The organism is Corynebacterium sp. 2571A, from assembly GCF_055700935.1.
The window spans coordinates 608,972-633,966 of the sequence record NZ_JASTTE010000002.1 but is presented as its reverse complement, the minus strand read 5'-3'; the positions used below and the strand labels follow the sequence as shown (position 1 = coordinate 633,966).

Here is a 24,995-nt window from a genome sequence, read left to right as displayed (position 1 = left end):
TACTCGGTTTGTTTAGCAGCACCCGCCGTTAGCGGATGCCGGGGTTTCGGCCGGCCGCCCCACCGACGGCAACCCTAGGCCGACGCCCACCGGCGCCGTGGTCGGGGTCTGCCCGGCGGCCGACATGTCGCCGGCCTTGGTGCGGCGGTGGGAGCTCACCCCGGCGTCGGCCACCAGGAAGAAGGATCCGGAATCCGTCACCGTGGTGTGCACGACGTCGCCGGGGCGGATGTCGTCCCGGATGTCGTTTCCGTCGCCGTCCACTGCGGCGAAGTGGACCAGGCGGCCGTCCCGGGCGCGCCCGGACAGGCGGTGGGTCTGGTCGTTCTTGCGCCCGCCGGTGGCCTGCACGAGCAGCTCCACGTCGGTGCCTACCAGCTGGGCGTTTTCCTCGGCCTGGATGGAGTCCTGCAGGGCCACCAGGCGCTCGAAGCGGTCCTGGACGACGTCCTTAGGGATTTGCTGTTCCATCTCCGCCGCCGGGGTGCCCGGCCGCGGGGAGTACTGGAACGTGAACGCGGAGCTAAACCGCGCCTTGCGTACCAACTCCATGGTCTCCTGGAAGTCCCCCTCGGTCTCGCCCGGGAAGCCGACGATGATGTCGGTAGTGATCGCCGCGTGCGGGATCTTCTCGCGGACCTCATCCAGGATGCGGAGGAATTTCTTCGTGCGGTAGGACCGGCGCATGTCTTTGAGCACCTTATCCGAGCCCGACTGGAGCGGCATGTGCAGCTGCGGGCAGACCGCCGGGGTCTCCGCCATGGCGTCGATGACGTCGGAGGTAAATTCCGCCGGGTGCGGGGAGGTAAAGCGCAGGCGCTCCAGGCCCTCGATCTGGCCCACCTGGCGCAAGAGCTTGGAAAACGCGTACTTGTCGCGCGGCAGTTCCGGGTCGGCGAAGTGGACGCCGTAGGCGTTGACGTTCTGGCCCAGCAGGGTCACCTCGGACACGCCCTGGTCGACCAGCGCCTGGACCTCGGCGAGGATGTCGCCGGGCCGGCGGTCCTCTTCCTTGCCGCGCAGCGAGGGCACGATGCAGAAGGTGCACGTGTTGTTGCAGCCCACGGAGATGGACACCCAACCGGAGTAGGCGGACTCGCGCTTGGCGGGCAGCACCGAGGGGAACGCCTCCAGCGCGTCGACGATTTCGATCTGCGCCTCGTCGTTATGGCGGGCGCGCTCCAGCAGCGTCGGCAGCGCAGACATGTTGTGGGTACCGAAAACAGCGTCCACCCACGGCGCGTTGGTCAAGACGGTGTCCTTGTCCTTCTGCGCCAGGCACCCGCCCACGGCGATCTGCATGCCGGGGTGGTTCTCCTTGGTCTTCTTCAGTGAGCCCAGGGTGCCGTAGAGACGCTTGTCGGCGTTCTCGCGCACCGCGCAGGTGTTGAAGACGATGAGATCCGGCTCCGCCTCCTGCGGGGCGGCCACGTAACCGGCGTCTTCCAGGAGGCCGGAGATACGCTCCGAGTCGTGCACGTTCATCTGGCAGCCGAACGTGCGCACCTCGTAGGTGCGCGGGTTTTCAGTCATGGGGTTAGTCACGACGGTTCATTTTAATGATCAACCAGGCCATGTCATAACCGCCCGGGGCCTAGGCTTCCAGCTCGGCCTCGCGCTCGGCCAGCGCCTTCTTCGCCAGATCCAGCGAGTCAGATTCCCGGAACCCGCGGCGGGCCAGCACACCCACGATGCGGCGTAGCGCCTTGTCCCGCTCGTGCCGATCCGCCGGCACGGCCTTCACGCCGCGGGCCTTCTTTTGCGCCAGCGACCAGGCCATGGCGCGCTCGTCGGCGGCGTCGATCTGCTCCAACGCCTCTTGGCGTTCCTCCGCACCCACGCCCTTGCGTTGCAGCTCCTGGTCCAGCACGCGGGCGGATTTCCCGCGGGCCTGGTGGCGCTGGCGCACCCACTCGCGGGCGAAGGCGGCGTCATCAACCAGCCCTACCCGGGACAAGTCATCCACAACGTCCGCGACGACCGCGGGATCGAATTCCAGCTTCTCCAGGCGCTGGGCGAGCTCATGCCGCGAGCGGGAGCGCTGGTCCAGCAGCCGCAAGGCGCGCTCGCGGACCTGGGACTTGGATTCCTCGGCTTCTTTATCGAAGAGATCGGTCTCCCCGCTGCCGCGCGCATAATCGTCCAAGGCGCGCTGCAGCTGCGCAATCTTGTCCGGCGATGGCTGCGGCATCTACCTAGTCCTGGTCGTCGTCGTCAAAGTCGACGTTCGGCACCAGGCCCACCGACTCATCCGTAAGGTCATCATCGGCACCCGGCACGTCCATGGCGACTTCCTCGTCCGCGTTGGCGGCGTCGGCACCCACGCCCAGCTTCTTGAAGATTTTCTTCTCGATCTCGTTGGCCAGGTCCTGGTTTTCCTTCAGGAAATTGCGGGCCTTCTCCTTGCCCTGCCCCAGCTGGTCGCCTTCGTAGGTGAACCAGGAGCCGGACTTCTTGATGAAGCCGTGCTCGACGCCCAAGTCGATGATGGAGGACTCACGGGAGATGCCCTCGCCGTACATGATGTCGAACTCCGCGATCTTGAACGGCGGGGAGACCTTGTTCTTGACGATCTTCATCTTGGTGCGGTTACCGATGGCGTCCTGGCCGTCCTTCAGGGTCTGGATGCGGCGGATGTCGCAGCGCACCGAGGCGTAGAACTTCAGGGCCTTACCGCCAGTGGTCGTCTCCGGGGAGCCGAACATGACGCCGATCTTTTCACGCAGCTGGTTAATGAAGATGGCGGTGGTGCCGGAGTTGTACAGCGCGCCGGTCATCTTACGCAGCGCCTGCGACATCAGGCGGGCCTGCAGGCCGACGTGGCTGTCGCCCATTTCGCCTTCGATTTCCGCCTTCGGCGTCAGCGCGGCCACGGAGTCCACCACGATGATGTCGATGGCACCGGAACGCACCAGCATGTCCGCGATCTCCAGCGCCTGCTCACCGGTATCCGGCTGGGAGACCAGCAGGTTGTCCGTGTCCACGCCCAGCAGGCGGGCGTATTCCGGGTCAAGAGCGTGCTCGGCGTCGATAAAGGCGGCAATGCCCCCGCCCTTCTGGGCCTCCGCAATGGCGTGCAGGGCCACCGTGGTCTTACCGGAAGACTCCGGGCCATAGATCTCCACCACGCGGCCGCGCGGGAAGCCGCCGATGCCCAGGGCGATATCAATGGCGGTGTTACCGGAGGAGATCGCCTGGATGGGCGGGCGGTTGTCATCGCCCAGGCGCATGACCGCGCCCTTGCCATAATCCTTTTCGATCATGGCCATCGCGGCGTCTAGCGCCTTCTTGCGGTCATCCGCGCTATTTCCGGTGGCTTTAGCGGACTTCTTCTTAGCAGCCATGGTTCTAACTCACCTTTTCTTCAACAAGTCTTTTGGGGCTTGAGTACTTAGAGCACTTCGCGTTTATAACTCAGCGCACGGATAAACCCGCGGCCTTAACTTTTAGACTCCGCCGGCTAGCCGGTGGGTTCCCGCGCGCTGGCGTTTACACCGTAAAACTTAAAACCGCCGACGGACACCGACCCCATAGTACACGCACGCCTGTTCGAATTTCGAATGCGGCACGCCGTCTGCAGATCATGTGGTCGGATAGTCCACGCCCAGTCGGCGCTCTTCCGGGACGCTGAAATCGTCACACAACCCGTCCCAGACTGTGCCCGGATCGACGCCGCGTTCGATAAGCGCGTCCGCGGTATCCCCGAATTCGGCCAGGACATGCGAATGGGAAATCCAGGCGGCCTTTTCGGCCCCGAATTCGTCCGTAATAAGCTGGGTGTACTCCGTCAAACGCATGCCCGCCATCCTACCGCGTTATATCCGCGGCCAACCAACCCGGCGGGCGGGATGAAAAACGTTTGCCTTCCTCACTATAAGGGGTGCTAACGGGGGTACCACTACCCTGCATGAACACCGTTCAAAAGTGCCAGTTTCCTGCAGAATATCAATTCGCTGCTAGGGTTTTCGGGCATGAAGAAGAATACTCTGGCCTCCGATCTGGCCTACGTGGCGGTCTTTACCGCCCTCGTCATTGTCCTCGCCTTTGTCTCCATCCCCGTCGGCACCGCCGGCGTCCCGATCGTTTTGCAAAACGCCGCCATCATCCTGGCCGGGCTCGTCCTGGGCGGCAAGCGCGGCCTGGCCGTCGGCCTGCTCTTCCTCTTCCTCGGACTAGCCCTGCCGGTACTGGCCGGCGGCGGCACCACGCTGCGCGCCCTGGCCGGCCCGACCGTGGGCTACATCATCGGATACGTGATCTCCCCGTGGGTCGCCGGCTCCATCGCCTACCGCGCCCCGCGCGCCAAGGGCGCCCGCATCGGCATCTTCATCCTGGCCGGCGTCGTGGCCCTGCTCATCCAGTACGTCTGCGGTGCTATCGGCCTGATGGTCCGCTCCGGCCTTTCGCTGACCGAGGCCACCGTGGCTCAGTTCGCCTTCGTCCCGGTGGACTCCGCGAAGCTCGTCGTCGCCATCATCATTGCCTACGGCGTGCACGCCGCCTTCCCGGATCTCATGGGCGCTACCAAGCGACGAGCTGACCGCCGTGCCAACAATTAAGTTCGACCACGTCGGCGTCACCTACGACGAGACCGAGGTCCTGCGCGACATCTGCCTGGAGCTTAACGAGCACCGTATCGGCATCATCGGCGCGAACGGCGGTGGCAAGTCCACCCTGACCCGTCTAATCAACGGACTGGGTGAGCCGACCAGCGGTACGGTGACGGTCGACGGACTCGACGTCGAAGACAACGGCAAGGAGCTGCGCAAGAAGATCGGTTTCGTCTTCTCCGATGCCGAAAACCAGATCGTCATGCCACAGGTGCGCGACGACGTCGCCTTCTCCCTGCGCCGCTTCAAGCTGTCGAAGGAGGAGCGCAACCGCCGCGTCGACGCCGCATTGGAGCGTTTCGGACTGACGGACCTAGCGGAGCAATCCCCGCACACCCTGTCGGGCGGGCAGAAGCAGATGCTGGCGCTAGCGGCCGTACTCGTCATCGACCCCACGCTGATCCTCGCTGACGAGCCCACGACCCTGCTGGACCTGCGCAACCGCGACCGCATCCGGCGCGAGTTTGCCAGCCTGGAGCAACAGCTCATCGTCGTCACGCACGACCTGGATTTCCTCAGCGACTTCGACCGGGTCATCTGCATTGACGACCACCAGGTCGCCGCCGACGGCCCGCCGGCGGAGGTCTTGAGCTTCTACCGCGACCTCATGGCAGCCCGCCCGCTCTAAGGCAAAGGAGTCAACGCTCGTGCGGCGCAAAAACATACCGCTGAATGTCTACGTCGATAAAGACACCATCGTTCACCGGCTCTCTCCCTCGGTGAAGCTGGCTATCATCATCGTCTTTATCTTGGTCACCAGCATCTTCATCAGGACCATCCCCTGGGCCCTAGCCGCGGCAATCGTAGGCGCTATCCCCTACGCCCTGGCCCAGGTCCCGCCGTCCATCATCGCCAGCCAGCTCACCCCGCCCTTGTTTATCCTCGTGCCGCTGGCGGCCTTCCAGTGGTGGTCGCGCGACTTCGAGTACGCGGCAGTGATGTTCTTGACCATCTTCGCGGCGATGGAGGTCGCCTTCCTGCTCACTCTCACCTCGACGGTGGACGAGATCATGGAGTCGATGGAGCGGACCCTTGCTCCCCTGGCGCGTTTCGGCCTGCCCGTGGAGACCATCAGCTTGGCGATGTCCCTGACTATCCGACTCATCCCGCTGATGTTCGAAACCGTCGGCGAGGTCTTGGACGCCCGCAAGGCCCGCGGAGCGAACATGTCCGTGATGGCCTTTGCCACCCCGGTGGTCATTCGCTCCATCCGCCGCGCCCAGGCAATGGGCGAGGCGCTGGCCGCCCGCGGCGTCGGCGATTAGGGCCAGCAACGCAGCAAGCCCCCAGCTTCCCTGTTCGGGATGGCTGGGGGTTGTGTCTGTCAGCGGGCGCTGATGCTAAGCACAGTAGCTAGTGCGGATTACTCACCGCGCAGCTCGCGCAGGCGGGCCTCCACGGCGTCGTTGCTGACCTCCGGCTGGGCTGCCTTGTCGGCGGCCGACTGGGCGTTGCCGCTGGTGCTCTGGCCGGACTCAATCTGCTGCTTCTTCTGGCCCGACTCGACCGGCTTGGAGTCGTTCATCTCGGCGCGGATCTGCTCCAGGCGGGAGTGGCCGGCCAGCTGCACGCCGGCCTGCTGGACTTCCTGCATGCGGGACTCGACGGAGTTCTCAGCCAGCTCGGCCTGCCCCAGAGCCTTGGAGTAGCGGCGCTCGATCTTGTCGCGGACGGCGTCCAGCGACGGGGTCGAGCCGTTGGACAGCTCGTTCATGCTGCTCAGCGACTCGGAGACCTTCTCCTGCATCTTGGCCTGCTCCAGCTGGCTCAGCAGCTTGGAGCGCTCCGCCACCTTCTCGCGCAGCGCCATAGCGTTGCGCTCGACAGCCTTCTTGGCCTGGTCTGCCTGCTGCAGGGCCTGGTCGTGCAGCTTCTTGGTGTCCTCGACGGACTGCTCCGCGGTCACCAGCTGCGCGGCGAAGGCCTCAGCGGCGTTTTCGTACTCGACCGCCTTGGTCTCGTCGCCGTCGGCGCGGGCCTTGTCGGCCAGCTGCAGGGCCTGCTTGGTGTTGCCCTGCAGCTTCTCGATCTCGCCCAGGCGGCGGTTCAGCTGCATTTCCAACTGGCGCTGGTTACCGATGACGGCCGCAGCCTGCTGGGACAGTTCCTGGTGCTGGCGCTGAGCGTCCTCGATGGCCTGCTCGATCTGGACCTTCGGATCGGCGTTTTCCTCAATCTTGGAGTCAAACAAAGCCATCAGGTACTTCCAGAGTTTGGAAAATGGGTTAGCCATGAGCCAAGGGCCTCTTTTCTTTAAACATATCGATTGCTCAGTAGTGCTTCGACCCACCATCGTAGCGAAAATAGCGGGCACACGCTGCCAATAGGCGGCGTCAAGGGGAGCTAAAGCTCGGAGGCAGCCGGGGCGGTCTGCGCCAGTTCTTCATCCACCGACGGCAGCGCCATGTAGCCGGCGGCCTCGATGAGTACGTCGGCCACCGACACGTCGAGCGCGCCGCAGACCGCCGCGAGCATCTCGGAGGAAACCTCCTTGCGGCCGCGCTCGAGCTCGGACAGGTAGCCCGGGGAGACGTGGGCGACCGCGGCGAGCTCGCGCAGAGTCACGGACTTGTCCGCGCGGAAAGCACGCAGGCTCAAGCCCAGGGCCTCCCGCAGCAGCGGCTCGTTCAACGGCGCGGCATGGGAGCGGGTGGGGGTATCCAGCAGTGCGGTAGTAGTGTTCATCACTAGTTCCAACGGCTCAGTAACGTACTTTGTTCCCTATCGGCGAGGAAAATTTCGAATCTTTTCCACAGCCACGGCAAGCGTGTCGGCCACTGCCCTGGCCCGAATCTCGTCTCGGGTACCCGAAAGGCCAGCACGACCACCCACTTGCCAGGAGTGCTGGGAGTCATCCGGGGCGGCAAGCCCCGCCCAGACCTCGCCAACCGCGTGCCCGTCCTGCGGGTCGGGCCCGGCCACGCCGGTCAAGGCCAAGCCCCAGTCGGCGCCGCACTGCGCCCGCGCCCCCGCGGCCATTGCCTCCGCCACTGGAGCGGAGATAACAGTGTGCTCCGCGATCAGCGCGGGGTCCACGCCGGCCAGCGTGGTCTTGAGTTCAGTGGCGTAGGTGACCAGTCCCCCGCGCAGGACCGCCGATGCCCCGGGCACCGTGGCGAGCGTGGCCGCGCCCAGCCCCGCGGTCAGGGACTCGCACCAGGCGACGGTCTCGCCGCGCTCCTTCAGTGCGGTCACCATCTCACGGGCGGCGGGGTTTGGGCCAGAAGGATTAGGCATTGTGCTTCCGGGCATCCGCCAGGTACTGCACGCCCGTGACAACCGTGACGGCCATGGCTAGGAGCATGACGGTCAGCGTCGGGATATTCATCCAGTCGGGCAACGGGCACAGATACATGGCTACAGCCAGTGACTGCAAAACGGTCTTGAGCTTGCCGCCCTTGGAGGCCGGGACCACCAGACCGCGTCGCAGCATGACCATGCGCCAGATAGTGATGCCGAACTCGCGCACCAGGATGACCACGGTGATCCACCACGGCAACACCCCGATGATATTCAGACAGACCAGCGCCGTGGTCATCAGCGCCTTGTCTGCAATCGGATCGGCAATCTTGCCGAAATCCGTGATGAGCCCCTTAGCCCGGGCGATGTCGCCGTCGAGCTTGTCCGTAATCATCAGCAGGACGAAGACAGCAAACGCCCACCACTGATGTTCAGCCAACACGAGCCAGGCAAAGAACGGAATGAAAAGGATTCGCAGGCTAGTCAGGATGTTGGGCAGGTTCCAATTGGAGGGCTTCTCCCCGCCGCGCTTCAAGCCCCCGCCACCGCTGTGCGCTGGGCCGGGGTTGGATGACCTAGTTCCTGGTTGACTCACGCCTACAATCTTACCTGCTTTAGATAGTTTCCTTTTCTGCCACGGCCCAAACGGGGCCCCACCGGACAATCAGCGAGGCGGACAAAGCCAAACCCCCGCTAGTTCAGGGAGCAAGTCTCGCCCAGGAATAGACCAGGAACCGATCTAGTCCGCAAGAAAACCGCCGGGGCGGGCGCTAAAAAACTAAGATGACAGCATGAAGTATTTCGCCACCTTTTACGACTACGCGCCCACCAACCCGCTCGTGTCGGAGCAGCGCCCCGCCCACCGCGAATTCATCAACAGCCTGCACGAGAAGGGCCTCATTGTGGGCTCCGGCCCCCACCCGGATTCAGCCGGCGGGGCGCTCATCATCCTGCAGCTAGACGACGACGCCCAGGTCGCCGACGCCATCAAGATCATGGACGACGACCCGTTCCACACCTCAGGCGTGGTAACCCGCCGCAGCTTCCGCGAGTGGAACCCCGTCACCAAGATTTTTTAGACTGCGCATTCTTTCATTCCGGCGCCGCAGCGCCATATGCCCGACCAGATTCCCCATCAACAGCGTAGATACGGGCTTTCGAAAGATCGTGCTCGGGGCGATCGGGTGGGGGCGGTGCGCTAGCGCACCGCCCCCACCATGGTCGGGCTTAAGGCAATTCGGAACTGGCGACCTCGTCGGCCTTGCCGATGAGGTGGCCGCGCTTGTCGCGGACGATCTTGTTGCCTTCCTCGTCCCAGTCGTAGTGGTTGTGGGAGACTTTGATGCCGCCTTGGGCTTCGTCGCGTTTGTTCTTCCAGATGGATGCCAACACCGTGATGACAAGCACGCCCACGATGATGATCAGTGACCAGATGGTGGAGACCTCCGGCACTGGGACGTCGTCGCCGCCGTTGATGAACGGCAGGTTGTTCTCGTGCAGGGCGTGCAGCAGCAGCTTGACGCCGATGAAGCCCAGGATGATGCCCAGGCCATACGGCAGGTACACCAGGCGGTCCAACAGGCCGTCGAGCAGGAAGTACATCTGGCGCAGGCCCATCAAAGAGAAGGCGTTGGTGGTAAAGACCAAAAACGCTTCCGAGGTGATGCCGTAGATGGCCGGGATGGAGTCGAAGGCGAACATGATGTCAATCAGGCCGATGGCCACCAGCGCCACGAACAGCGGGGTCAGCGCCAGCTTGCCCTTCTTGGGGCCGGATTCCTCGCGGTGGATGAGCTTGTCGCCGTGGTAGCGCGGGGTGACGTGGATGGCCTTGCGGATCATCTTGATGACCGCCATGTCGTTCGGGTCGGTCTCCGGGGCGTCGCGAACCTCGTCCACGATCAGCTTGATGGCGGTGTAGAGCAGGAAGATGGCGAACAGGTAGAACACGTCCGACCACGCGGCGATGACCGCGGCGCCCAGCAGGATGAAGACCAGGCGGAAGAGGAGTGCCAGCACGATGCCGATGAGCAGCACCTTCTGCTGGTACTTCCGCGGGATCTTGAACGCGCCCATGATCAGGGCGAAGACGAAGAGGTTGTCAACCGACAGGGCCTTCTCCGTCACGTAACCGGTGTAGTACTGCACGGCGTGTTCGTGGTCCCACAGGACCCAGATGACTACGCCGAACAGCAGCGCCAAAGCGACGTAGAAGCCGGTCCACAGACCGGATTCTTTCAGGGTGGGCTCGTGCGGGGTACGCACGTGCGAGTAGAAATCAAAGACGAAAAATCCGAGAATGACTGCGCCAGTTAGCAGCCAAATCCATACGGGTACACTCATGGCACTTATCCCTCCGGTCGTTGCAGCAAAAAATTGACCGGAGGTCTCCCCCGCCCGGACACCCGGGCCGGCGCGACCGGGAGCGGGCAGTGTGTGCTGCCGCTGCCGTGTTGACGATCAGCGCCGAAGGATGGGGTACTCCCCTCCAAGACTCGCTTAATCCTACACGAGTCGGCCCGTCGGGGCCTTAAAACGCCCCCGACGACGGGTTGTAGGTTGCTTGTACGGTGCGGGGATCTTCCCCACCGGCAGACGCCCCGTCCGGGTTGGTGTCCGCCTCACCGGCGGCACCCGCAGCTTCCTGTTGTGCCATTTCTTCTTGCACCTCCTTGGGAGCATCAGCCGGGTCAGCGCCCTTGATGTACCACAGCATGGTCTCGAGCTCCTCCGGCTTGGTGAGCACCTCGCGGGCCTTCGAGCCCTCCGAGGGGCCCACGACGCCGCGGGATTCCATAAGATCCATCAGGCGGCCGGCCTTGGCGAAGCCGATGCGCAGCTTGCGCTGCAGCATGGAGGTGGAGCCCAGCTGGGAAGTAACGACGAGCTCGACGGCCTCCAGGAGGTCGTCCATATCCTTTCCGATATCGTCGTCGATTTCCTTCTTCTTGCTATCCTGCTTCTCCTCGGTAACACCCTCGGTGTAGTTCGGCTGGGCCTGCTGCTTGGCGGCATCGACCACGGCCTGGACTTCCTCGTCCGTGACGAACGCGCCCTGCAGGCGCTGCGGCTTGCCGGCGCCCTGCGGGATGAACAGGGCGTCGCCCATGCCGATGAGCTTTTCCGCCCCGCCCTGGTCCAGGATGACGCGGGAATCGGTCAGCGAGGAGGTAGCGAACGCCAGGCGGGACGGCACGTTGGTCTTGATGAGACCGGTGACCACGTCGACGGACGGGCGCTGGGTAGCCAGGACCAGGTGGATACCGGCCGCGCGGGCCTTCTGGGTGATGCGGACAATGGAGTCCTCGATCTCCTTCGGCGCCGTCATCATCAGGTCCGCCAGCTCGTCGACCACGCAAACGATGTACGGGTACGGACGAACGTCGCGCTGAGAGCCGGCCGGGGCCTGGTACTCGCCGGAGCGCACCTTGGCGTTGAAATCCTCAATCTTACGCACGCGCGCGGACTTCATGTCCAGGTAGCGCTGCTCCATCTCCTCAACCAGCCATTGCAAGGCCGCCGCAGCCTTCTTCGGCTGCGTGATGATCGGGGTGATGAGGTGCGGGATCCCCTCGTACGGCGTCAGCTCGACCATCTTCGGGTCGACCAGGATGAGGCGCACCTGCTCCGGCGTCGCGCGCGTGAGGAGGGAGACCAGCATGGAGTTCACGAATGCCGACTTACCGGAGCCGGTAGCACCGGCCACCAGCAGGTGGGGCATCTTCTTGACCGAAGCCGAGACGAAGTCGCCCTCGATGTCCTTGCCCAGGCCGATGAGCATCGGGTCGGTCTGCGCGCGGGTCGCCGGGGCGTCGAGCACCTCGCGCAGGCGTACCATCTCGCGGTCCGGGTTCGGCACCTCGATACCCACGGCGGACTTGCCGGGGATCGGGGTCAGCAGGCGCAGGTTGTCGGTGGCCACGGCGTAGGCCAGGTTGGACTGCAGGTTGGTCACCTTCGAGACCTTCACGCCCGGTCCCAGCTCGATCTCGTAGCGGGTCACTGTCGGCCCGCGGCTAAAGCCGGTCACCTGGGCGTTGACCTTGAACTCCTCGAAGACGTCCGTGATGGCCGCGATGATGTGATCGTTGACCTCGGTGCGCTCCTTCGCCGGAGTGCCCGCGGTCAGCAGGTCCGTCGTCGGCAGGTCGTAGTCGCCGTCCTCGGTCGGCGCCTGGGTCGCGGGAGCGGTCGCCGCGGCGGGTGCTGCCGCCGGCTCTTCCTCGCCGGCGGCCTTCCCGCTGGCCGGATCCTGACCGGAGCGGGCGATAATCGCCTGGCGCATGGCCTCCCGCGAGGCCGAGACCGCGTCGCTGGGCTTCGACTGAGCACCAGCCGCGCGCGGCGTCGACGTCGCGCCCGCGTCCAGGGTGCGCGTGGGCTCCGCGGCCCCGGCATCCTGGGAGGCGCTAAACAGGTCTTCCGGTTCCGGGGTGGCGTCGCGTACGACCGGGATCTCGTTGGTATCCGCCAACTCATCGCGCTGACTGGACTTGGTCCCGGCCGCACGGCCCGGATTGTTCAAAGCAGTGGTCTCCGCCTCCGCAGCGCTCCAGGCAGAACCCGGGGACGCGGCGGCACCTGCCGCGCCCGCAGCACCCCCGGCGCCCGCGGCAGCGGCGGAACCTGCTCCCGGGCCCGCCTGCGGGGCCGGCTTCGGCTTGTTGGGCAGCAGGCGCCCCGTGGCCCGGCGGGCGGTGGAACGGCGCCCGCTGTTACGGCCGGCGGCGATGTCGTCGATGTGATCGCTGACCTGGCCGTAGGCGTCGTCGTCAGCATCCTCCCCCGCGGCGTCCTTACCGCGCAGGCCGGAGATCGTGTCGACTAGCAGGTCCCACGCCTCGCGCACGGTAATGCCGGTGACCTTCAGCGCGCCGTAGACGATGACCAAAAAGAGCAGGGGCACGGCCACGTAGCCCGAAAAGCCCAGGGCCAGCAGCCCGCCGGTCCAGGCGCCCACGGCGCCGCCGGCGCTCATGCGGTCGGCCCATTCGGTGGGGTCACCGGCGAAGATGTGGATTAGCCCCAACATGGACACCACGATGAGGGTCGTACCGAGGATGACCCGGGGCGGGATGCCGCCCGAGGGCCCGCCGATGCGCAGCATAAGCACCAAGGCCAGGGCAACCAGGGCGACGGGCAGCACGAGTGCGCCCGCGCCGATGACGAGGTGAACCACGGTGGCAATGCCGGCACCGATGGGGCCGGCGATGTCCAGCCACACGGAGGCGCCGATCACCGCGGCAAGGCCCAGCAGGATCAGGCCAACCGCGTCCGGGTTGCCAATGGATATGCCGGCCTCCGCGGTGGACTCTTCGTTATCCAGCGCGTCGTGTTCGTCAATCTCTTCTTCCAATTTCGACCTTTTCGACGGGGTGTCCTCAGGCGTAATTTCTGACTTCTTTCTCTTGGCGCGGCGCGGCCGCTTAGTGTTCTGCTCCACCGGCGCCGCAGCGCCGTCGCTATGATCGTTACCGGCGTTGCCCTCGTCCAGCAAGTCTTCGTCGCTGGGCTTTAGGCTTGCCAGGCCCCGGCTCACGCCGCGGGCGGTGGCCGAAAACATAGCCCCAACCCCGTGCCCGACCGCACGGAAAGCGCTGCCGGTGCGAGGGTGCTCGCTCTCGGCAGCGCTGGATACCGCTAAAGTCTCGGGGGCCTTGCCACGGCCCGCCGGACGCGCCCGTTTGGCCGGCGAAGGTTTGTTGCGGCCAGGGGAGCTACTGCGGCGAGACGAGGCATTCTTGACAGACATGCCTGTAACTCTAGCCGCTTATACCCCACTAATCACAGGCGCAACACACATTTCACGAAGAAAAGTTGCGGTCAACCCTACAGGCTAGATTTTACAATCGCGGACTCGTCGCCCGCAATTTCCACCTGGGCGGCGTCGCGGCCGTAGACCCACAGCAGCAGCTCGGCCGGCTGCCCGGAGATAGCCACCACGGCGTCGCCGCGCTCGGCCACCCCCCGCTTGTCCGCGGCCACAATCCGCTGGCCGCCAGCCGGGTGCAGGATGACGGGCAGGCGCGACTTCTTCAGCATGAGCGGGGCGAAGCGGCGAAGCGTAGCAGTGAACTGGTCATCCACCGCGGCGGAGAAGTCCCGCGGCTCGGTCTGGCCGTTGGCGCGGCGGACGTCCTCGTGGTGGATGAAGTGCTCCGCGAAGTTCGCCTGCGAGTCGAGGAGGAAGAACGGGCTCCACTTCGGCGGGCCCGCGCGCCAGGCGTTGACCAGCTCCACGTAGTCGCGCTCCTTGACCTGGTTGGTGACCTTGTCCAGGTGGCCGCTAAGAGCCGGGATGAACATGCCGGCGGCCGCGTCGGGGCGGTGCTCGCGCAGCCAGAGGTGCGCGGCCATGTCGTGGGTGGTCCAGCCTTCACACAAGGTGTCGGCGTCCGGGCCTAGGTCAATGAGGAGATCGGCTAGTCGGTTTCTTTCAGTACCGGAAAAAGACATGCTCCCCAGCATATCCCTTCACGCTTGAGAAGGGAGCTGGGGAGCACCCGCGCCGGTTTAGGCGCTACAGGGATTCGCGGGCGCTGTGGACCTCATCGTCGTCAATCAGCGAACCGTCGCCCGAGGTGGGCACGATGGTCGGCAGGATGACCGGCTCACGCTTGTACTTGGAATCCATGAGCTTGGAGACCTTGCGGCGAATCTTTTGCACCATGCGGTAGGTGTCGTTTTCGCCCTCGGCGGCCAGGTCGTTCATGGTGTTCTCGACCAGCTCGGCCACCTCCGGGACCACGGAGCGATCGTCGTCGCTGAAGCCGGTGGTCGCGACCGTCGGGTGCTCCATCAGGCGGGAAGTGCGGTTGTCGATGACGCAGGTAATCGAGACCACGCCGCCGGAGCCCAGGTTGGTGCGATCTGCCAGCGTGTCCGCGTCGACCTCGCCCATGTTCACGCCGTCGACGTAGAGGTTGCCGACCTGGATCTGGCCCACGACCTGGGCGCGGCCGTTGTGCAGGTCGACGACGACGCCGTTCTGCGCCAGCACGACCCGGTCGCGGTCGACGCCGGTCGAAATGGCCAGCTCCTTGTTGGCGCGCAGGTGGCGCCACTCGCCGTGGACCGGCATGGCGTTCTTCGGGCGCGCGGCGTTGTAGAGGAAGAGCAGCTCGCCGCCGTAACCGTGGCCGGAGGCGTGCACCTTGGCCTCCTTGTTGGTCACGACCTCGGCGCCAATCTGCGACAGCATATTGATGATGCCGAAGACGGCTTCCTCGTTGCCCGGGATGAGCGAGGAGGAAAAGACGATGAGATCGCCGTCGCGGACGGTGATCTGGCGGTGCTCCCGGCGGGCCATGCGCGACAGCGCGGCCATCGGCTCGCCCTGGGTACCGGTGGTGATCAGGACCGTCTTGTGCGGGGCCATCTTGGCGGCCTCGTCAATCGGCACGATGGTGCCGCGCGGGACCTTCAGGAAGCCCATCTTCTCCGCGATCTCCATGTTGCGCATCATGGAGCGGCCGTTGAAAGCGACCTTGCGGCCGGCGGCCACGGCGGCATCGATAGCCGCCTGCACGCGGTAGACGTTGGACGCGAAGGACGCGATGATGACGCGCTGGCGGGCGTTGGAAACCAGGCGCTTGAAGGTGGCCGGGATGTCGCCCTCCGAGGCGGAAACGCCCGGGATGTTCGCGTTGGTCGAGTCACACAGCATCAGGTCCACACCCTCGTCGCCGTAGCGGGACAGGGCCGGCAGGTCGGTCGGCCGACCATCCAGCGGGGTCTGATCCATCTTGATGTCGCCGGTGTGGATGATGTTGCCGGCCGGGGTGCCCAGCATGATGCCCAGGGCATCCGGCACGGAGTGGTTGACGGCCCAGAAACGCGCGCGGAACGGGCCGTAGGAAACGTCCGACTTCTCGTTGACCTCAACGAACTTCGGCTTCTGGCGGTGCTCCTTGCACTTGGCCGCGATCAGCGCGATGGTGAAGCGGGAGGCGACGATCGGGATATCCGGGCGCAGCTTCAGCAGCCACGGGATAGCGCCGATGTGGTCCTCGTGCGCGTGGGTGACCACGAGGGCCTCCACCTTGTCCAAGCGGTTTTCGATCGGGCCGAAGTCCGGCAGGATGAGGTCCACGCCCGGCTCACCCGAGGACGGGAAGAGCACGCCGCAGTCGATGATCAGCAGGCGGCCGTCGTACTCGAAGACGGTCATGTTGCGGCCGATCTCGGAGATGCCGCCCAGCGCGTAGATGCGCAGCGAGCCCTTGGCCTGCTTCGGCGGCTCCGGCAGGCGCTTGGTCAGATCCGCGCCCTGCATGGACTTAGGCACGTTACGGCGGCCCCGGTTGTTGTTGCGGTTGTTCTTGCCGCCCTTACCGTTGCCGTTGTTGTTGCCGTTGCCGCCGTTGTTGCCGCCCCGGCCACGGCCGCGGCCGCCGCGGGAACCGCGGGAACGGTTGGAACGGCGGTTGCCGCCGTTGTTGTTTCCGTTCCCACCGTGGTTGTCGTTCCCACCGTGGTTGTCGTTGCCCTGGTTGCCGCCGTTGTTCTGATTGTTCTTGTTATCAGAATTGCCGTTGTTGTTTCCGTTGCCGTTGTTGCCGGAAGTGTCGTTTCCGGTGTTCTGCGGGGCCTGGAATACCGGCGATGCCGCCTCGTTGGAGGCTGCTTCTTGGCCCGTCGGCGGGCCCGCCTTGCGGGTCACTTTCCGGGCGCGGTTACGAGATTCAGTCATACTTATAGGACTCCAGCTTGTTGCATATCGCGGCGGAGTTCGGTCAGCTCATCCTCGGTGGCTGCCAGAATGGGCAGCCGCGGATCGCCGACGTCGATACCCTGCAGTCGCAGGGCCGCCTTGGCTAAGGTGGCGCCGCCCAGACGCGCTTGGGCGTGAACGAGCGGGGCCAGAATATTTACGTTTATCTCCCTTGCACGTGCAAGGTTTCCTTCTGAGAAAGAAGTATAAAGCTCCGCAAGAGCCCGCGGGGCGGCGTGGCCGATGACCGAGATGAAGCCGCTGGCCCCCATGGCAAGCCACGGGAGGTTGAGCGGATCATCGCCGGAGTACCACGCCAGTCCGGTCTCTTGCATTAGTTGGGCGCCGAGTGACAGGTCACCCTTCGCGTCCTTCACGGCCGCGACGGTGGGCAGTTCAGCCAACCGGCGTAACGTATCCGCGTGGATCGGGATACCGGAGCGACCAGGAATGTCGTAGACGCAGATCGGCAGATCGGTGGCGCCAGCTACTTCGGTGAAGTGCGCCAGGACTCCCGCCTGCGAAGGCTTCGAGTAATACGGGGTCACGACCAGGAGGCTGTCCGCCCCCGCATTCGCCATGGTGCGGGCAAGCTCTACGGAAGACACCGTATTATTGGTTCCCGCACCAGCGCAAATTCGTGCCCTGTCGCCCACCTCGTCCTTGACGGCCTTTACCATTTCAGTCTTCTCCACCACGGAGGTGGTGGGAGACTCACCCGTAGTGCCCCCGATGATGAGGGAATCAATGCCGTTGTCCACGAGGTGCGCAGCAAGCTCTCGAGCCCGGCCCAAGTCCAGGGCGCCGTCCTGGTCAAACGGTGTGACCATGGCGACCCCGACGCGGCCGAAGGTCTCGATGCCGGTCTGTGCAGTCATACCTGTGCTCATAGGCGTCAAGGATACCCGCTTATTGATGAGCTGCGGGCATCCGCCCCCGGCATGGCGGTGTTCTAGCCCGCGTAGGGGCTGGCGGCCATCTCCGTGCCGTCGGACAACGTGGTGATGTGAAAATCATCAAAGAGCACGGGCGCCTGCTGAGACAAAAGCCGCAGGCAGGCCACGGCCACCGCGCGCAGCTCCGTGTCCGCGTGCTCCGTCGCCCGCGCGGCGATGAACTGCCGCCAGGTGCGGTAGTTGCCCGTGACCACGATCCGGGACTCGGTGGCGTTCGGCAGGATGGCCCGCGCGGCCTGGCGGGCCTGCTTCTTGCGCAACAGCGCATTAGGCTCGTCCTCCAGCTTCTCCTCCAGCGCGTGGAGCAGCTCCTCGTAGACGAAACGGCTCTCATCCACCGCGGACAGCAGCAGCCGGGTCAGTTGCTCGTCCCGGGCGATGGGCTCCGGCAGCACGACGGCGGCCCGCTCGGGGTGCACGAAGCGCTGCGAGAGCTGGGAGAAGGAGAAGTGCCGGTGCCGCACCAACTCGTGGGTGGCCGAGCGGGAGATGCCGCGGATATAGAGTGTCGCCGTGGCGTGCTCGAGCAAGCCGGCGTGGCCGACCTCCAGGATGTGCCGCAGGTAGGCGGCGTTGGTGGCGGTGCGCGGGTTCGGCTTGTCGAAGGACTCGTAGCAGGCCCGGCCAGCGAACTCGACCAGCGCCTCGGCGTCGGTGGCCGTGTCATCCGGCTCCCACTCCACCCCGGTGGGGGCGTGAAAGGCCGTCGCTGCAATCAGCTCAACCTGCAGGTTACTGACCTCAGCCATGATCTAGAGTCCCAGGTAGGATTCCAGCCCGACGACCAAGCCCGGGCGGTCGGCGATGTTGCGGACGCCGACCAGCACGCCCGGCACGAAGGAAGTGCGGTCGTAAGAGTCCTGGCGGATGGTCAGGCTCTGGCCTTGGGCGCCAAAGATGACCTCCTCGTGGGCCACCATGCCGCGGGTGCGCACCGCGTGGACCGGAACGCCGTCCACGTTGGCGCCGCGGGCGCCGTCCAAGGCCTTTTCCGTGGCGTCCGGCATGGGCCCCATGCCGGCCTCCTGGCGGGCGGCGGCGATGCCCTCCGCGGTGTGCACGGCGGTGCCGGACGGCGCGTCCAGCTTCGTCGGGTGGTGGTACTCCACGACCTCGGCGGTCTCGAAGTACTGGGCGACCTGGCGGGAGAGCACCATAGTCAGCACGGCGGAGATAGCGAAGTTCGGCGCGATCAGCACGTGCCCCGCTCCGGAGGCCTGCGTCCACTGCTTGACCTGGGCCAGGCGGTCCTTGTCAAAGCCCGTGGTGCCCACCACGCAGTGGATACCGTTGGACACGCAGTACTCCAGGTTGCCCATGACGGAATCCGGCGTGGTGAAGTCCACGACGACCTGGACGCCGTTGGTCTTGAGCAGCTCCAGGGAGTCGCCGTGGTCGATGGTCGCCGCCAGGTCCAGGTCCTCGGCAGCCTGCACCGCCTCGACGACGGCCTCGCCCACGCGTCCCTTTGCACCCAGCACACCGACTTGAATATTCATCGCGCTACCTTCTTTCCCATTGCGGTCTTTTCTTCCCGCGCCAGCCGCCGCACCCCGCCCCGCGCGGGGCGGGACGGCGCGGGCCCACCGCCAACCTTTTTAAGGCTGTAGCGGTGGAAACGGCTGAAACACGGCTGCGGGCCGAGAGCCCGCGTTCTGTTACCCCGGCCATTCTACCGCCCGGCCGCACGGCTTTGGGCCACTATACTGGCGCGCATGCGCATGTATATCGGTTCCATTTTGGTCAATGATGTGGCCCACGCCCACGATTTCTACGTTGGCACGATCGGCTTCCAGGTCAAGGACGACGTCACGCACGGCGATTTCCGCTGGCTGACCATCACCAACCCGACGCAGCTGGCCGAGGACGGCTCGGTGCTGCCCGGCGCCGGCATGGAAATCGTGCTCGAGCCCAAGGGCCACCCCGCCGCCGGCGAGTTCACCGAGGCGCTGCGGTCGGCAGGGATTCCGCTCACGCAGTTCCTCACCGACTCCCTGGACCGGGACTACAAGGCGCTTAAAGACCGCGGCGTCGAGTTCACCATGGAGCCAACCGACGTGGGCCCGTCCCGGATCGCGGTCTTCGACGACACCTGCGGCAACCTGATCCAGATCGTGGAGCTCAAGAACTAACCTCCTCTTTTCATAATTAACAATCGCCACACGCGTTTCGGCTAAACTGGGGATAACCTTTACCTACCCAAGGAGATGACTCCCTATGCGCCAGTGGATCTCTACCCTCACTCCCCTCGCGGTGGCCGGCCTCGTCCTCACCGGCTGCGCGAATTCCGATAGCTCCGACAACGCTAATAGTGCCTCCTCCCCCAGCACCGTGACGTCTACCTCTAGCGCCCCCGATAACGACGCCGCGGGGGCCGAATCCTCCACGGTCCAAAAAGGCGCGACCGCCCCTGCCGCCGGGGCTTCCGACGGGGTGAAGATGCTGGGCACCCCAACCCTGGACGATGAGCAGCACATGGCCCAGGGCGCCGGCGAGCTGGTCCCAGTGCGCGTGCGCACCGCGGAACACGACGGCTTTACCCGCATGGTCATTGAATTTAGCGGTGAGGGCCCCGCCAGCTGGTTCGCCAGCTACACCGACGCGCCCACCCAGCAGGCCTCCGGCCATCCCGTCGAGGTAGCCGGCAACGCCTTCTTAGACCTAGGGATCGAGCCCACCCCGTGGCCGTCCACGCCGGAGCTGGAGGAACAATACTTAGACACCGGCAGCTTCCCGGGCGCCGGCGTCATCGAAGAGGTCCAGTTCACCAGCGCTTTCGAGGCCCAGTCCCAGTTCGTGGTGGGTCTGAAAGAAAAAGTGCCCTACTCCGTGACGTACATGGATGGCCCGCCGCGCGTGGTCATCGATTTCGCCGGCTAAATAGGCGGGCGTCTTCTACGTAGGCGGCCGACTTCCGGGATTAGTCCTTGCGGCGGCGCACCGCCGGCACGCGGATGATGTCGCTGCCGCCCATGAGCGCGTAGTTGACCAGCACGATGGTCGGCGCGTCATCCGGGACATCCGAGAGCGGGACGGTCACGCCCGGGCCGTTCTTCACGGTCGCGCCGCCCATGATCCCGAAGCCCTCTAGGCGGATGTTGTAGTTTTCCGGCACGCGAATTTCCGAGCCGCCCATGAGGTCCCAGGCGTTGATCACAACACGGTTCGCGCCGAGGGTGGCCTCGGAGAAGTCCAGATCGCTGCCGCCCATGATGCTCAAGGCGAAGTGGCTGGGCTCGCAGTGCCACCCGCCGAAGCGCTCAGCCCCACCCATGATGCCGATCGAGAACTTCGAGCCCTCGCGGTTGGGAACCACCACGGGATAGTTGGCGTTGCGCACCGGCGCGGGCGAATCACGCTTGTCTAGGTCGTGGCTTAGCCCCAAATCGCCGACCAGCTCGGTGAGCTGGTCGAGGTAGGTAGCCTCCCACACCCGCTGGGAGCGATCGTCGAATTCAGCCAAGCTGATCTTGCCTTCGCTGAAGGCCTGGCTGACCAGCTCAGCGGCTGCGTGGCGCTGCCTGTCGCCAGCGCGTTGTCGGGGTGTGTCCATGCATCTAACGATACAAGAAAAGGGGCCTTCCGGCCCCTTAACTATCGATCGTTAGGTCGCTGGAGTATTAGTCCTCGTCGACCGGGACCAGGGAGATCTTGCCGCGGTTGTCGATGTCGGCGATTTCGACCTGGATCTTGTCGCCCACGTTGACCACATCCTCGACCTTTTCGATGCGCTCGTCGCCACCCAGCTTGGAGATGTGGATGAGCCCGTCGCGTCCCGGGGTCAGGGAGACGAAGGCGCCGAAGGCGACGGTCTTGACGACCGTGCCCAGGAAGCGCTCCCCGACCTTCGGCAGCTGCGGGTTGGCAATCGAGTTGATCTTGTCCAGGGCGGCGTCGGCGGCCTCGCCGGACTCGGCGGAGACGTAGACGGTGCCGTCGTCCTCGATGGTGATGTCGGCGCCGGTCTCCTCCGTGATGGAGTTGATGGTCTTGCCCTTCGGGCCGATGAGCTCACCGATCTTGTTGACCGGCACCTGGACGGAGGTGATCTTCGGAGCCAGCGGGGACATCTCGTCCGGGCCCTCGATGACCTCGGCCATGGTGGCCAGGATGGCGGAGCGGGCATCGCGAGCCTGCTCCAGGGCGTCCGCCAACACGGCGGACGGGATGCCGTCCAGCTTGGTGTCCAGCTGCAGGGCGGTGATGTACTCGGAGGTACCGGCGACCTTGAAGTCCATGTCGCCGAAGGCGTCTTCCGCGCCCAGGATGTCGGTCAGGGCGACGAACTTCTCCTTGCCGTCGACCTCGCCGGAGACCAGGCCCATGGCGATGCCGGCCACCGGGGCCTTCAGCGGGACGCCGGCGTTGTACAGCGACAGCGTCGAGGCACAGACCGAACCCATCGAGGTCGAGCCGTTCGAGCCCAGCGCCTCAGAGACCTGGCGGATGGCGTACGGGAAGTCCTCGCGGGACGGGATGACCGGCAGCAGGGCGCGCTCGGCCAGCGCGCCGTGGCCGATCTCGCGGCGCTTCGGGGAGCCGACGCGGCCGGTCTCGCCGGTGGAGTACGGCGGGAAGTTGTAGTGGTGCATGTAGCGCTTCGACTCGACCGGGGTCAGGGAGTCGATGTGCTGCTCCATCTTCAGCATGTCCAGGGTGGTCACGCCCAGGATCTGGGTCTCGCCGCGCTCGAACAGGGAGGAACCGTGGGCGCGCGGGACCAGCTCGACCTCGACGCCCAGGTCGCGGATGTCGGTCACGCTGCGGCCGTCGATGCGGAAGCCCTCGGTCAGGATCTTGTGGCGGACGATCTCCTTCATCACCGCGTTGTAAGCGCTGCGGATCTGCTTGGAGGCGTCTTCGTCCTCGAAGCGCTCGATAAGCTCGGCCTCGACCTGCTCCATGTGCTCGTTGGTAGCCTCGTCGCGCTCCTGCTTGCCGGCGATGGTCAGCAGCTTCTCCAGCTTCTTGCTGGCCTTCTTCTCCACGGCTGCGAAGACCTCGTCGGAGTAGGCCGGGAAGAGCGGGAACTCCTGAGTTTCCTTGGCCACGCGCTCGGCCAGCCCGGCCTGGGCCTCGCACAGGGTCTTGATGAACGGCTTAGCGGCCTCTAGGCCCTCGGCCACGGCGGATTCTTGCGGCGCCGGGGCACCTTCGGCCACGCGCTCGGCGACGTTGACGCCGGCGCCGGCCTCGACCATCATGATGGCCACGTCTTCGACGGTCTTGCGGCCCTTCTTGCGCTGGACGATACGTCCGGCCACGACCATCTCGAACATCGCGCGGTCGTGCTGCTCGGAGTTCGGGAAGGCCACCCACTGGCCCTCCGGGTGCTTCTGATCGGCGATGAAGGCCATGCGGACGCCGCCCACGGCGCCCGAGACCGGCAGGCCGGACAGCTGGGTGGCGGCGGAAGCACCGTTGATGGCCACGACGTCGTAGTACTCATCCGGCGCCTGGGACAGCACGGTGATAACGACCTGGACCTCGTTGCGCAGGCCCTTGACAAAGGTCGGGCGCAGCGGGCGGTCAATCAGGCGGCAGGCCAGGATGGCCTCGGTGGACGGGCGGCCCTCGCGACGGAAGAACGAGCCGGGGATCTTGCCCGCGGCGTACATGCGCTCTTCCACGTCCACGGTCAGCGGGAAGAAGTCGAAGCCCTCCCGCGGCTGGTTGGAGGCCGTGGTGGTGGCCAGCAGCATGGTGTCGTCGTCCAGGTAGGTGGTCACCGAGCCGTCGGCCTGGCGGGCCAGCTGCCCGGTCTCGAAGCGGATCGTGCGGGTACCGAAGTCCCCGTTATCCAGCGTGGCGATAGCTTCGGTGATACCGAAGTCGTCGTCGTTTACATACTCAACAGCGTTGTTAGCGCTCATTAAAGTTAATTCTCCTCATCATCCGGCAATCGTCGGTGTCGCCGGTAGTCGTACAACGTTGAATTCACACAACGGTGCTCAATACTACCAGCACAAACGCCGGACCGATACAACCGCGCCCGCTAAAGTCGCGCCCGAAAGCGCACGGCACCGCCGCAGCGGATGCCGGCGGGGAGGCAGAAAAGGCTAAAGAGATCGCAAAAAGGCGCTGAGCACGGCAGGTGCTCAACGCCTAATGCGACAATCGACGCTGGAAATTAGCGACGCAGACCCAGACGGGAAATCAGGTCACGGTAGCGGTCGATGTTGGTGGAAGCCAGGTACTTCAGCAGGCCGCGGCGACGGCCGACCAGCAGCAGCAGGCCACGGCGGGAGTGGTGATCCTGCTTGTGGTCCTTCAGGTGCTCGGTCAGGTTGCTGATGCGGTAGGTCAGCAGTGCAACCTGGGCTTCCGGGGAGCCGGTGTCGGTCTCGTGGAGGCCGTATTCCTTCAGGATCTCGGCCTTCTTCTCAGTGGTCAGTGCCATGAGATAATCTCCTCAAACATATTTCAGTCCGCATGAAATCAAGCGCCCTCCAAGGCGCCGCCGCAACTGCTGCGGACCGCAGTCACAAAGCTATCCGGAAATCTTAGCTGCTAGCGGCACAAACCACCAAATCACGCGAGCACGCGAGCGAGCCGCCGACAGAAGCCGTCGACAAAGCGGTCGGCGTCGACATCCAGGGCGACTGCTACCCCGGCGTCCTCCCCGATCCGGGATTCGTCGCCGATGGTGCGCCCAATGGTTGGCCCGTCCGCGTCGACCTTGAGCGGCATCCGCCGGCTGCCGACCAGGTCGGGCTCCGCGGCGACTGCCACGGCCAGCGGGTCGTGCAGTCCGCACCCGCCCAGGTGGGGCGAGTTTTTCGCATAGGCGTCGAGGTAGAAATCCACCATGTCGGCATAGGCCACGCTCGCCGCCGTGCCGGCGGCCCGCCAGGCCCGGGTGGTCTCCCGCGTCAGCAGGGTCTGCAAGGTCACGTCGAGGCCCACCATCGTCAGATCCCGGCAGCCGCGCACGACGGCATCGGTAGCCGCCGGATCCTGGGAGACGTTCGCCTCGGACCAGGCGGTGACGTTGCCCGGCACGGTCAGGGCCCCGCCCATCATCACGACCGGCAGGCTTGCCACCGCCGGGTCGCGGTCCAGGGCCCGCGCCAGCGTGGTCGACGGCCCGGTGGGCACGAAGACGATATCGCCGCTTTCCTGGTGTCGGTGCGCCATGCGGACCAAGAAATCCACGGCCGGCTCCGGCTGTGCCTGGCGACTGGGCGCGGGCAGCTCTACCCCACCCAGGCCGTTTGCGCCGTGAATGCCGGCCGAGGCCGCGCTGACCGCAAAGCCCGGCCGCTGCGGGCCGACGAAAACCGGCACGTCGTCGCAACCGAGCAGGTCTAAAAGCGCCAAGGTATTACGCACGCCCACCTCGACCTCGACGTTGCCGTAGGTGCCCAGCACCCCAATGAGCTCGAGGTCCTCGTGGGCCACGGCGAGCGCTAGCGCCAGCGCGTCGTCGATGCCGGTGTCTAGGTCCAGGATGATCTTGCGCACGTACGTGTCCTC

25 protein-coding genes are annotated in these 24,995 nt (G+C 65.3%); 6 read left to right on the top strand and 19 right to left on the bottom strand.

The annotated features are described in order from the left end of the window. Positions 1 to 12: 12 nt before the first annotated feature. The 4 genes from miaB to QQS53_RS06370 form a co-directional block, all read right to left on the bottom strand. A complete protein-coding gene (miaB, locus tag QQS53_RS06385; RefSeq protein ID WP_472775069.1) occupies positions 13 to 1,533 on the bottom strand; it encodes a tRNA (N6-isopentenyl adenosine(37)-C2)-methylthiotransferase MiaB in 1,521 nt (506 codons plus the stop codon). Positions 1,534 to 1,594: 61 nt separating this feature from the next. After that, positions 1,595 to 2,191, bottom strand: coding sequence for a recombination regulator RecX (recX, locus tag QQS53_RS06380; protein ID WP_472775037.1), 597 nt, complete (start codon positions 2,189 to 2,191; stop codon positions 1,595 to 1,597). Positions 2,192 to 2,195: 4 nt separating this feature from the next. After that, complete coding sequence (gene recA, locus QQS53_RS06375; protein ID WP_472775036.1) at positions 2,196 to 3,344, bottom strand: recombinase RecA; 1,149 nt, start codon at positions 3,342 to 3,344, stop codon at positions 2,196 to 2,198. A gap of 237 nt (positions 3,345 to 3,581) precedes the next feature. Further along, positions 3,582 to 3,797 carry a DUF3046 domain-containing protein gene (locus QQS53_RS06370; RefSeq protein WP_472775035.1) on the bottom strand — a complete coding sequence of 72 codons (216 nt, stop codon included), beginning with the start codon at positions 3,795 to 3,797 and terminating at the stop codon, positions 3,582 to 3,584. Between the two features lie 174 nt (positions 3,798 to 3,971). Between QQS53_RS06370 and QQS53_RS06365 the strand changes: the two genes are divergently transcribed. From QQS53_RS06365 to QQS53_RS06355, 3 genes are read left to right on the top strand one after another with little or no spacing between them, the layout of a single operon-like run. Beyond that, positions 3,972 to 4,559, top strand: a complete 588-nt coding sequence (locus QQS53_RS06365) for a biotin transporter BioY (protein ID WP_472775034.1) — start codon at positions 3,972 to 3,974, stop codon at positions 4,557 to 4,559. Next, positions 4,546 to 5,238, top strand: coding sequence for an energy-coupling factor ABC transporter ATP-binding protein (locus QQS53_RS06360; protein WP_472775033.1), 693 nt, complete (start codon positions 4,546 to 4,548; stop codon positions 5,236 to 5,238). The genes QQS53_RS06365 and QQS53_RS06360 overlap by 14 nt, the downstream gene beginning before the upstream one ends. 19 nt (positions 5,239 to 5,257) lie before the next feature. After that, complete coding sequence (locus QQS53_RS06355; RefSeq protein ID WP_472775032.1) at positions 5,258 to 5,875, top strand: energy-coupling factor transporter transmembrane component T family protein; 618 nt, start codon at positions 5,258 to 5,260, stop codon at positions 5,873 to 5,875. A gap of 98 nt (positions 5,876 to 5,973) precedes the next feature. On the opposite strand, the gene QQS53_RS06350 is transcribed toward QQS53_RS06355, so the two are convergent. The 4 genes from QQS53_RS06350 to pgsA all read right to left on the bottom strand — a co-directional run bounded on the left by QQS53_RS06350 (position 5,974) and on the right by pgsA (position 8,385). Beyond that, complete coding sequence (locus tag QQS53_RS06350; RefSeq protein ID WP_472775031.1) at positions 5,974 to 6,843, bottom strand: PspA/IM30 family protein; 870 nt, start codon at positions 6,841 to 6,843, stop codon at positions 5,974 to 5,976. A 110-nt stretch (positions 6,844 to 6,953) separates the two neighbouring features. Next, entirely contained in the window at positions 6,954 to 7,295 is a 342-nt protein-coding gene (locus tag QQS53_RS06345; RefSeq protein WP_070768471.1) for a helix-turn-helix domain-containing protein, read from the bottom strand. Between the two features lie 36 nt (positions 7,296 to 7,331). Continuing rightward, entirely contained in the window at positions 7,332 to 7,847 is a 516-nt protein-coding gene (locus tag QQS53_RS06340; RefSeq protein WP_472775030.1) for a CinA family protein, read from the bottom strand. Beyond that, positions 7,840 to 8,385 carry a CDP-diacylglycerol--glycerol-3-phosphate 3-phosphatidyltransferase gene (gene pgsA, locus QQS53_RS06335; RefSeq protein ID WP_472775068.1) on the bottom strand — a complete coding sequence of 182 codons (546 nt, stop codon included), beginning with the start codon at positions 8,383 to 8,385 and terminating at the stop codon, positions 7,840 to 7,842. Before pgsA ends, QQS53_RS06340 begins: the two co-directional genes overlap by 8 nt. 256 nt (positions 8,386 to 8,641) lie before the next feature. Here pgsA and QQS53_RS06330 point away from each other — a divergent pair, with 256 nt between their 5' ends. Further along, positions 8,642 to 8,929 (top strand): YciI family protein, encoded by a 288-nt coding sequence (locus tag QQS53_RS06330; protein WP_368519161.1) that lies wholly within the window; start codon positions 8,642 to 8,644, stop codon positions 8,927 to 8,929. 148 nt (positions 8,930 to 9,077) lie between these two features. Here the strand turns inward: QQS53_RS06330 and QQS53_RS06325 are convergent, their stop codons facing one another. From QQS53_RS06325 to dapB, 7 genes are all read right to left on the bottom strand, one after another. Next, entirely contained in the window at positions 9,078 to 10,193 is a 1,116-nt protein-coding gene (locus tag QQS53_RS06325; protein ID WP_472775029.1) for a TerC family protein, read from the bottom strand. Positions 10,194 to 10,380: 187 nt separating this feature from the next. Next, positions 10,381 to 13,602, bottom strand: a complete 3,222-nt coding sequence (locus QQS53_RS06320) for a DNA translocase FtsK (RefSeq protein ID WP_472775028.1) — start codon at positions 13,600 to 13,602, stop codon at positions 10,381 to 10,383. A 77-nt stretch (positions 13,603 to 13,679) separates the two neighbouring features. Continuing rightward, the gene (locus QQS53_RS06315; protein WP_472775027.1) at positions 13,680 to 14,306 is read right to left on the bottom strand and encodes a TIGR03085 family metal-binding protein; all 627 of its coding nucleotides are present in this window, start codon (positions 14,304 to 14,306) and stop codon (positions 13,680 to 13,682) included. Between the two features lie 64 nt (positions 14,307 to 14,370). Next, positions 14,371 to 16,542: a ribonuclease J gene (locus tag QQS53_RS06310; RefSeq protein ID WP_472775026.1), complete on the bottom strand. Its 2,172-nt coding sequence runs from the start codon at positions 16,540 to 16,542 to the stop codon at positions 14,371 to 14,373. Positions 16,543 to 16,544: 2 nt separating this feature from the next. Then, positions 16,545 to 17,453, bottom strand: coding sequence for a 4-hydroxy-tetrahydrodipicolinate synthase (gene dapA, locus QQS53_RS06305; RefSeq protein WP_472775025.1), 909 nt, complete (start codon positions 17,451 to 17,453; stop codon positions 16,545 to 16,547). Positions 17,454 to 17,515: 62 nt separating this feature from the next. Continuing rightward, the gene (gene thyX, locus QQS53_RS06300; protein ID WP_472775024.1) at positions 17,516 to 18,268 is read right to left on the bottom strand and encodes an FAD-dependent thymidylate synthase; all 753 of its coding nucleotides are present in this window, start codon (positions 18,266 to 18,268) and stop codon (positions 17,516 to 17,518) included. 3 nt (positions 18,269 to 18,271) lie between these two features. Next, the gene (gene dapB / locus QQS53_RS06295) at positions 18,272 to 19,018 is read right to left on the bottom strand and encodes a 4-hydroxy-tetrahydrodipicolinate reductase (RefSeq protein ID WP_472775023.1); all 747 of its coding nucleotides are present in this window, start codon (positions 19,016 to 19,018) and stop codon (positions 18,272 to 18,274) included. A 216-nt stretch (positions 19,019 to 19,234) separates the two neighbouring features. Here dapB and QQS53_RS06290 point away from each other — a divergent pair, with 216 nt between their 5' ends. Continuing rightward, entirely contained in the window at positions 19,235 to 19,651 is a 417-nt protein-coding gene (locus tag QQS53_RS06290; protein ID WP_472775022.1) for a VOC family protein, read from the top strand. A gap of 85 nt (positions 19,652 to 19,736) precedes the next feature. Beyond that, complete coding sequence (locus QQS53_RS06285) at positions 19,737 to 20,399, top strand: AMIN-like domain-containing (lipo)protein (protein ID WP_472775021.1); 663 nt, start codon at positions 19,737 to 19,739, stop codon at positions 20,397 to 20,399. Between the two features lie 40 nt (positions 20,400 to 20,439). Here the strand turns inward: QQS53_RS06285 and QQS53_RS06280 are convergent, their stop codons facing one another. The 4 genes from QQS53_RS06280 to QQS53_RS06265 all read right to left on the bottom strand — a co-directional run bounded on the left by QQS53_RS06280 (position 20,440) and on the right by QQS53_RS06265 (position 24,983). Then, entirely contained in the window at positions 20,440 to 21,072 is a 633-nt protein-coding gene (locus QQS53_RS06280; protein ID WP_472775020.1) for a DUF1707 SHOCT-like domain-containing protein, read from the bottom strand. Between the two features lie 67 nt (positions 21,073 to 21,139). Beyond that, positions 21,140 to 23,392, bottom strand: a complete 2,253-nt coding sequence (locus QQS53_RS06275; RefSeq protein WP_472775019.1) for a polyribonucleotide nucleotidyltransferase — start codon at positions 23,390 to 23,392, stop codon at positions 21,140 to 21,142. A 257-nt stretch (positions 23,393 to 23,649) separates the two neighbouring features. Then, entirely contained in the window at positions 23,650 to 23,919 is a 270-nt protein-coding gene (gene rpsO, locus QQS53_RS06270; RefSeq protein ID WP_070768484.1) for a 30S ribosomal protein S15, read from the bottom strand. Between the two features lie 131 nt (positions 23,920 to 24,050). Next, positions 24,051 to 24,983: a nucleoside hydrolase gene (locus tag QQS53_RS06265; RefSeq protein ID WP_472775018.1), complete on the bottom strand. Its 933-nt coding sequence runs from the start codon at positions 24,981 to 24,983 to the stop codon at positions 24,051 to 24,053. Positions 24,984 to 24,995: the final 12 nt, after the last annotated feature.

What these genes read in the sequence shown, in the direction of transcription:
- QQS53_RS06345 (WP_070768471.1), bottom strand. Translation starts at nt 7,295, where the DNA reads ATGAACACTACTACCGCACTGCTGGATACCCCCACCCGCTCCCATGCC.
- QQS53_RS06280 (WP_472775020.1), bottom strand. Translation starts at nt 21,072, where the DNA reads ATGGACACACCCCGACAACGCGCTGGCGACAGGCAGCGCCACGCAGCC.
- QQS53_RS06340 (WP_472775030.1), bottom strand. Translation starts at nt 7,847, where the DNA reads ATGCCTAATCCTTCTGGCCCAAACCCCGCCGCCCGTGAGATGGTGACC.
- recA (WP_472775036.1), bottom strand. Translation starts at nt 3,344, where the DNA reads ATGGCTGCTAAGAAGAAGTCCGCTAAAGCCACCGGAAATAGCGCGGAT.
- QQS53_RS06310 (WP_472775026.1), bottom strand. Translation starts at nt 16,542, where the DNA reads ATGACTGAATCTCGTAACCGCGCCCGGAAAGTGACCCGCAAGGCGGGC.
- QQS53_RS06365 (WP_472775034.1), top strand. Translation starts at nt 3,972, where the DNA reads ATGAAGAAGAATACTCTGGCCTCCGATCTGGCCTACGTGGCGGTCTTT.
- QQS53_RS06315 (WP_472775027.1), bottom strand. Translation starts at nt 14,306, where the DNA reads ATGTCTTTTTCCGGTACTGAAAGAAACCGACTAGCCGATCTCCTCATT.
- dapB (WP_472775023.1), bottom strand. Translation starts at nt 19,018, where the DNA reads ATGAATATTCAAGTCGGTGTGCTGGGTGCAAAGGGACGCGTGGGCGAG.
- thyX (WP_472775024.1), bottom strand. Translation starts at nt 18,268, where the DNA reads ATGGCTGAGGTCAGTAACCTGCAGGTTGAGCTGATTGCAGCGACGGCC.
- dapA (WP_472775025.1), bottom strand. Translation starts at nt 17,453, where the DNA reads ATGAGCACAGGTATGACTGCACAGACCGGCATCGAGACCTTCGGCCGC.
- QQS53_RS06370 (WP_472775035.1), bottom strand. Translation starts at nt 3,797, where the DNA reads ATGCGTTTGACGGAGTACACCCAGCTTATTACGGACGAATTCGGGGCC.
- rpsO (WP_070768484.1), bottom strand. Translation starts at nt 23,919, where the DNA reads ATGGCACTGACCACTGAGAAGAAGGCCGAGATCCTGAAGGAATACGGC.
- QQS53_RS06290 (WP_472775022.1), top strand. Translation starts at nt 19,235, where the DNA reads ATGCGCATGTATATCGGTTCCATTTTGGTCAATGATGTGGCCCACGCC.
- QQS53_RS06275 (WP_472775019.1), bottom strand. Translation starts at nt 23,392, where the DNA reads ATGAGCGCTAACAACGCTGTTGAGTATGTAAACGACGACGACTTCGGT.
- QQS53_RS06330 (WP_368519161.1), top strand. Translation starts at nt 8,642, where the DNA reads ATGAAGTATTTCGCCACCTTTTACGACTACGCGCCCACCAACCCGCTC.
- miaB (WP_472775069.1), bottom strand. Translation starts at nt 1,533, where the DNA reads ATGACTGAAAACCCGCGCACCTACGAGGTGCGCACGTTCGGCTGCCAG.
- QQS53_RS06320 (WP_472775028.1), bottom strand. Translation starts at nt 13,602, where the DNA reads ATGTCTGTCAAGAATGCCTCGTCTCGCCGCAGTAGCTCCCCTGGCCGC.
- QQS53_RS06285 (WP_472775021.1), top strand. Translation starts at nt 19,737, where the DNA reads ATGCGCCAGTGGATCTCTACCCTCACTCCCCTCGCGGTGGCCGGCCTC.
- recX (WP_472775037.1), bottom strand. Translation starts at nt 2,191, where the DNA reads ATGCCGCAGCCATCGCCGGACAAGATTGCGCAGCTGCAGCGCGCCTTG.
- QQS53_RS06325 (WP_472775029.1), bottom strand. Translation starts at nt 10,193, where the DNA reads ATGAGTGTACCCGTATGGATTTGGCTGCTAACTGGCGCAGTCATTCTC.
- QQS53_RS06350 (WP_472775031.1), bottom strand. Translation starts at nt 6,843, where the DNA reads ATGGCTAACCCATTTTCCAAACTCTGGAAGTACCTGATGGCTTTGTTT.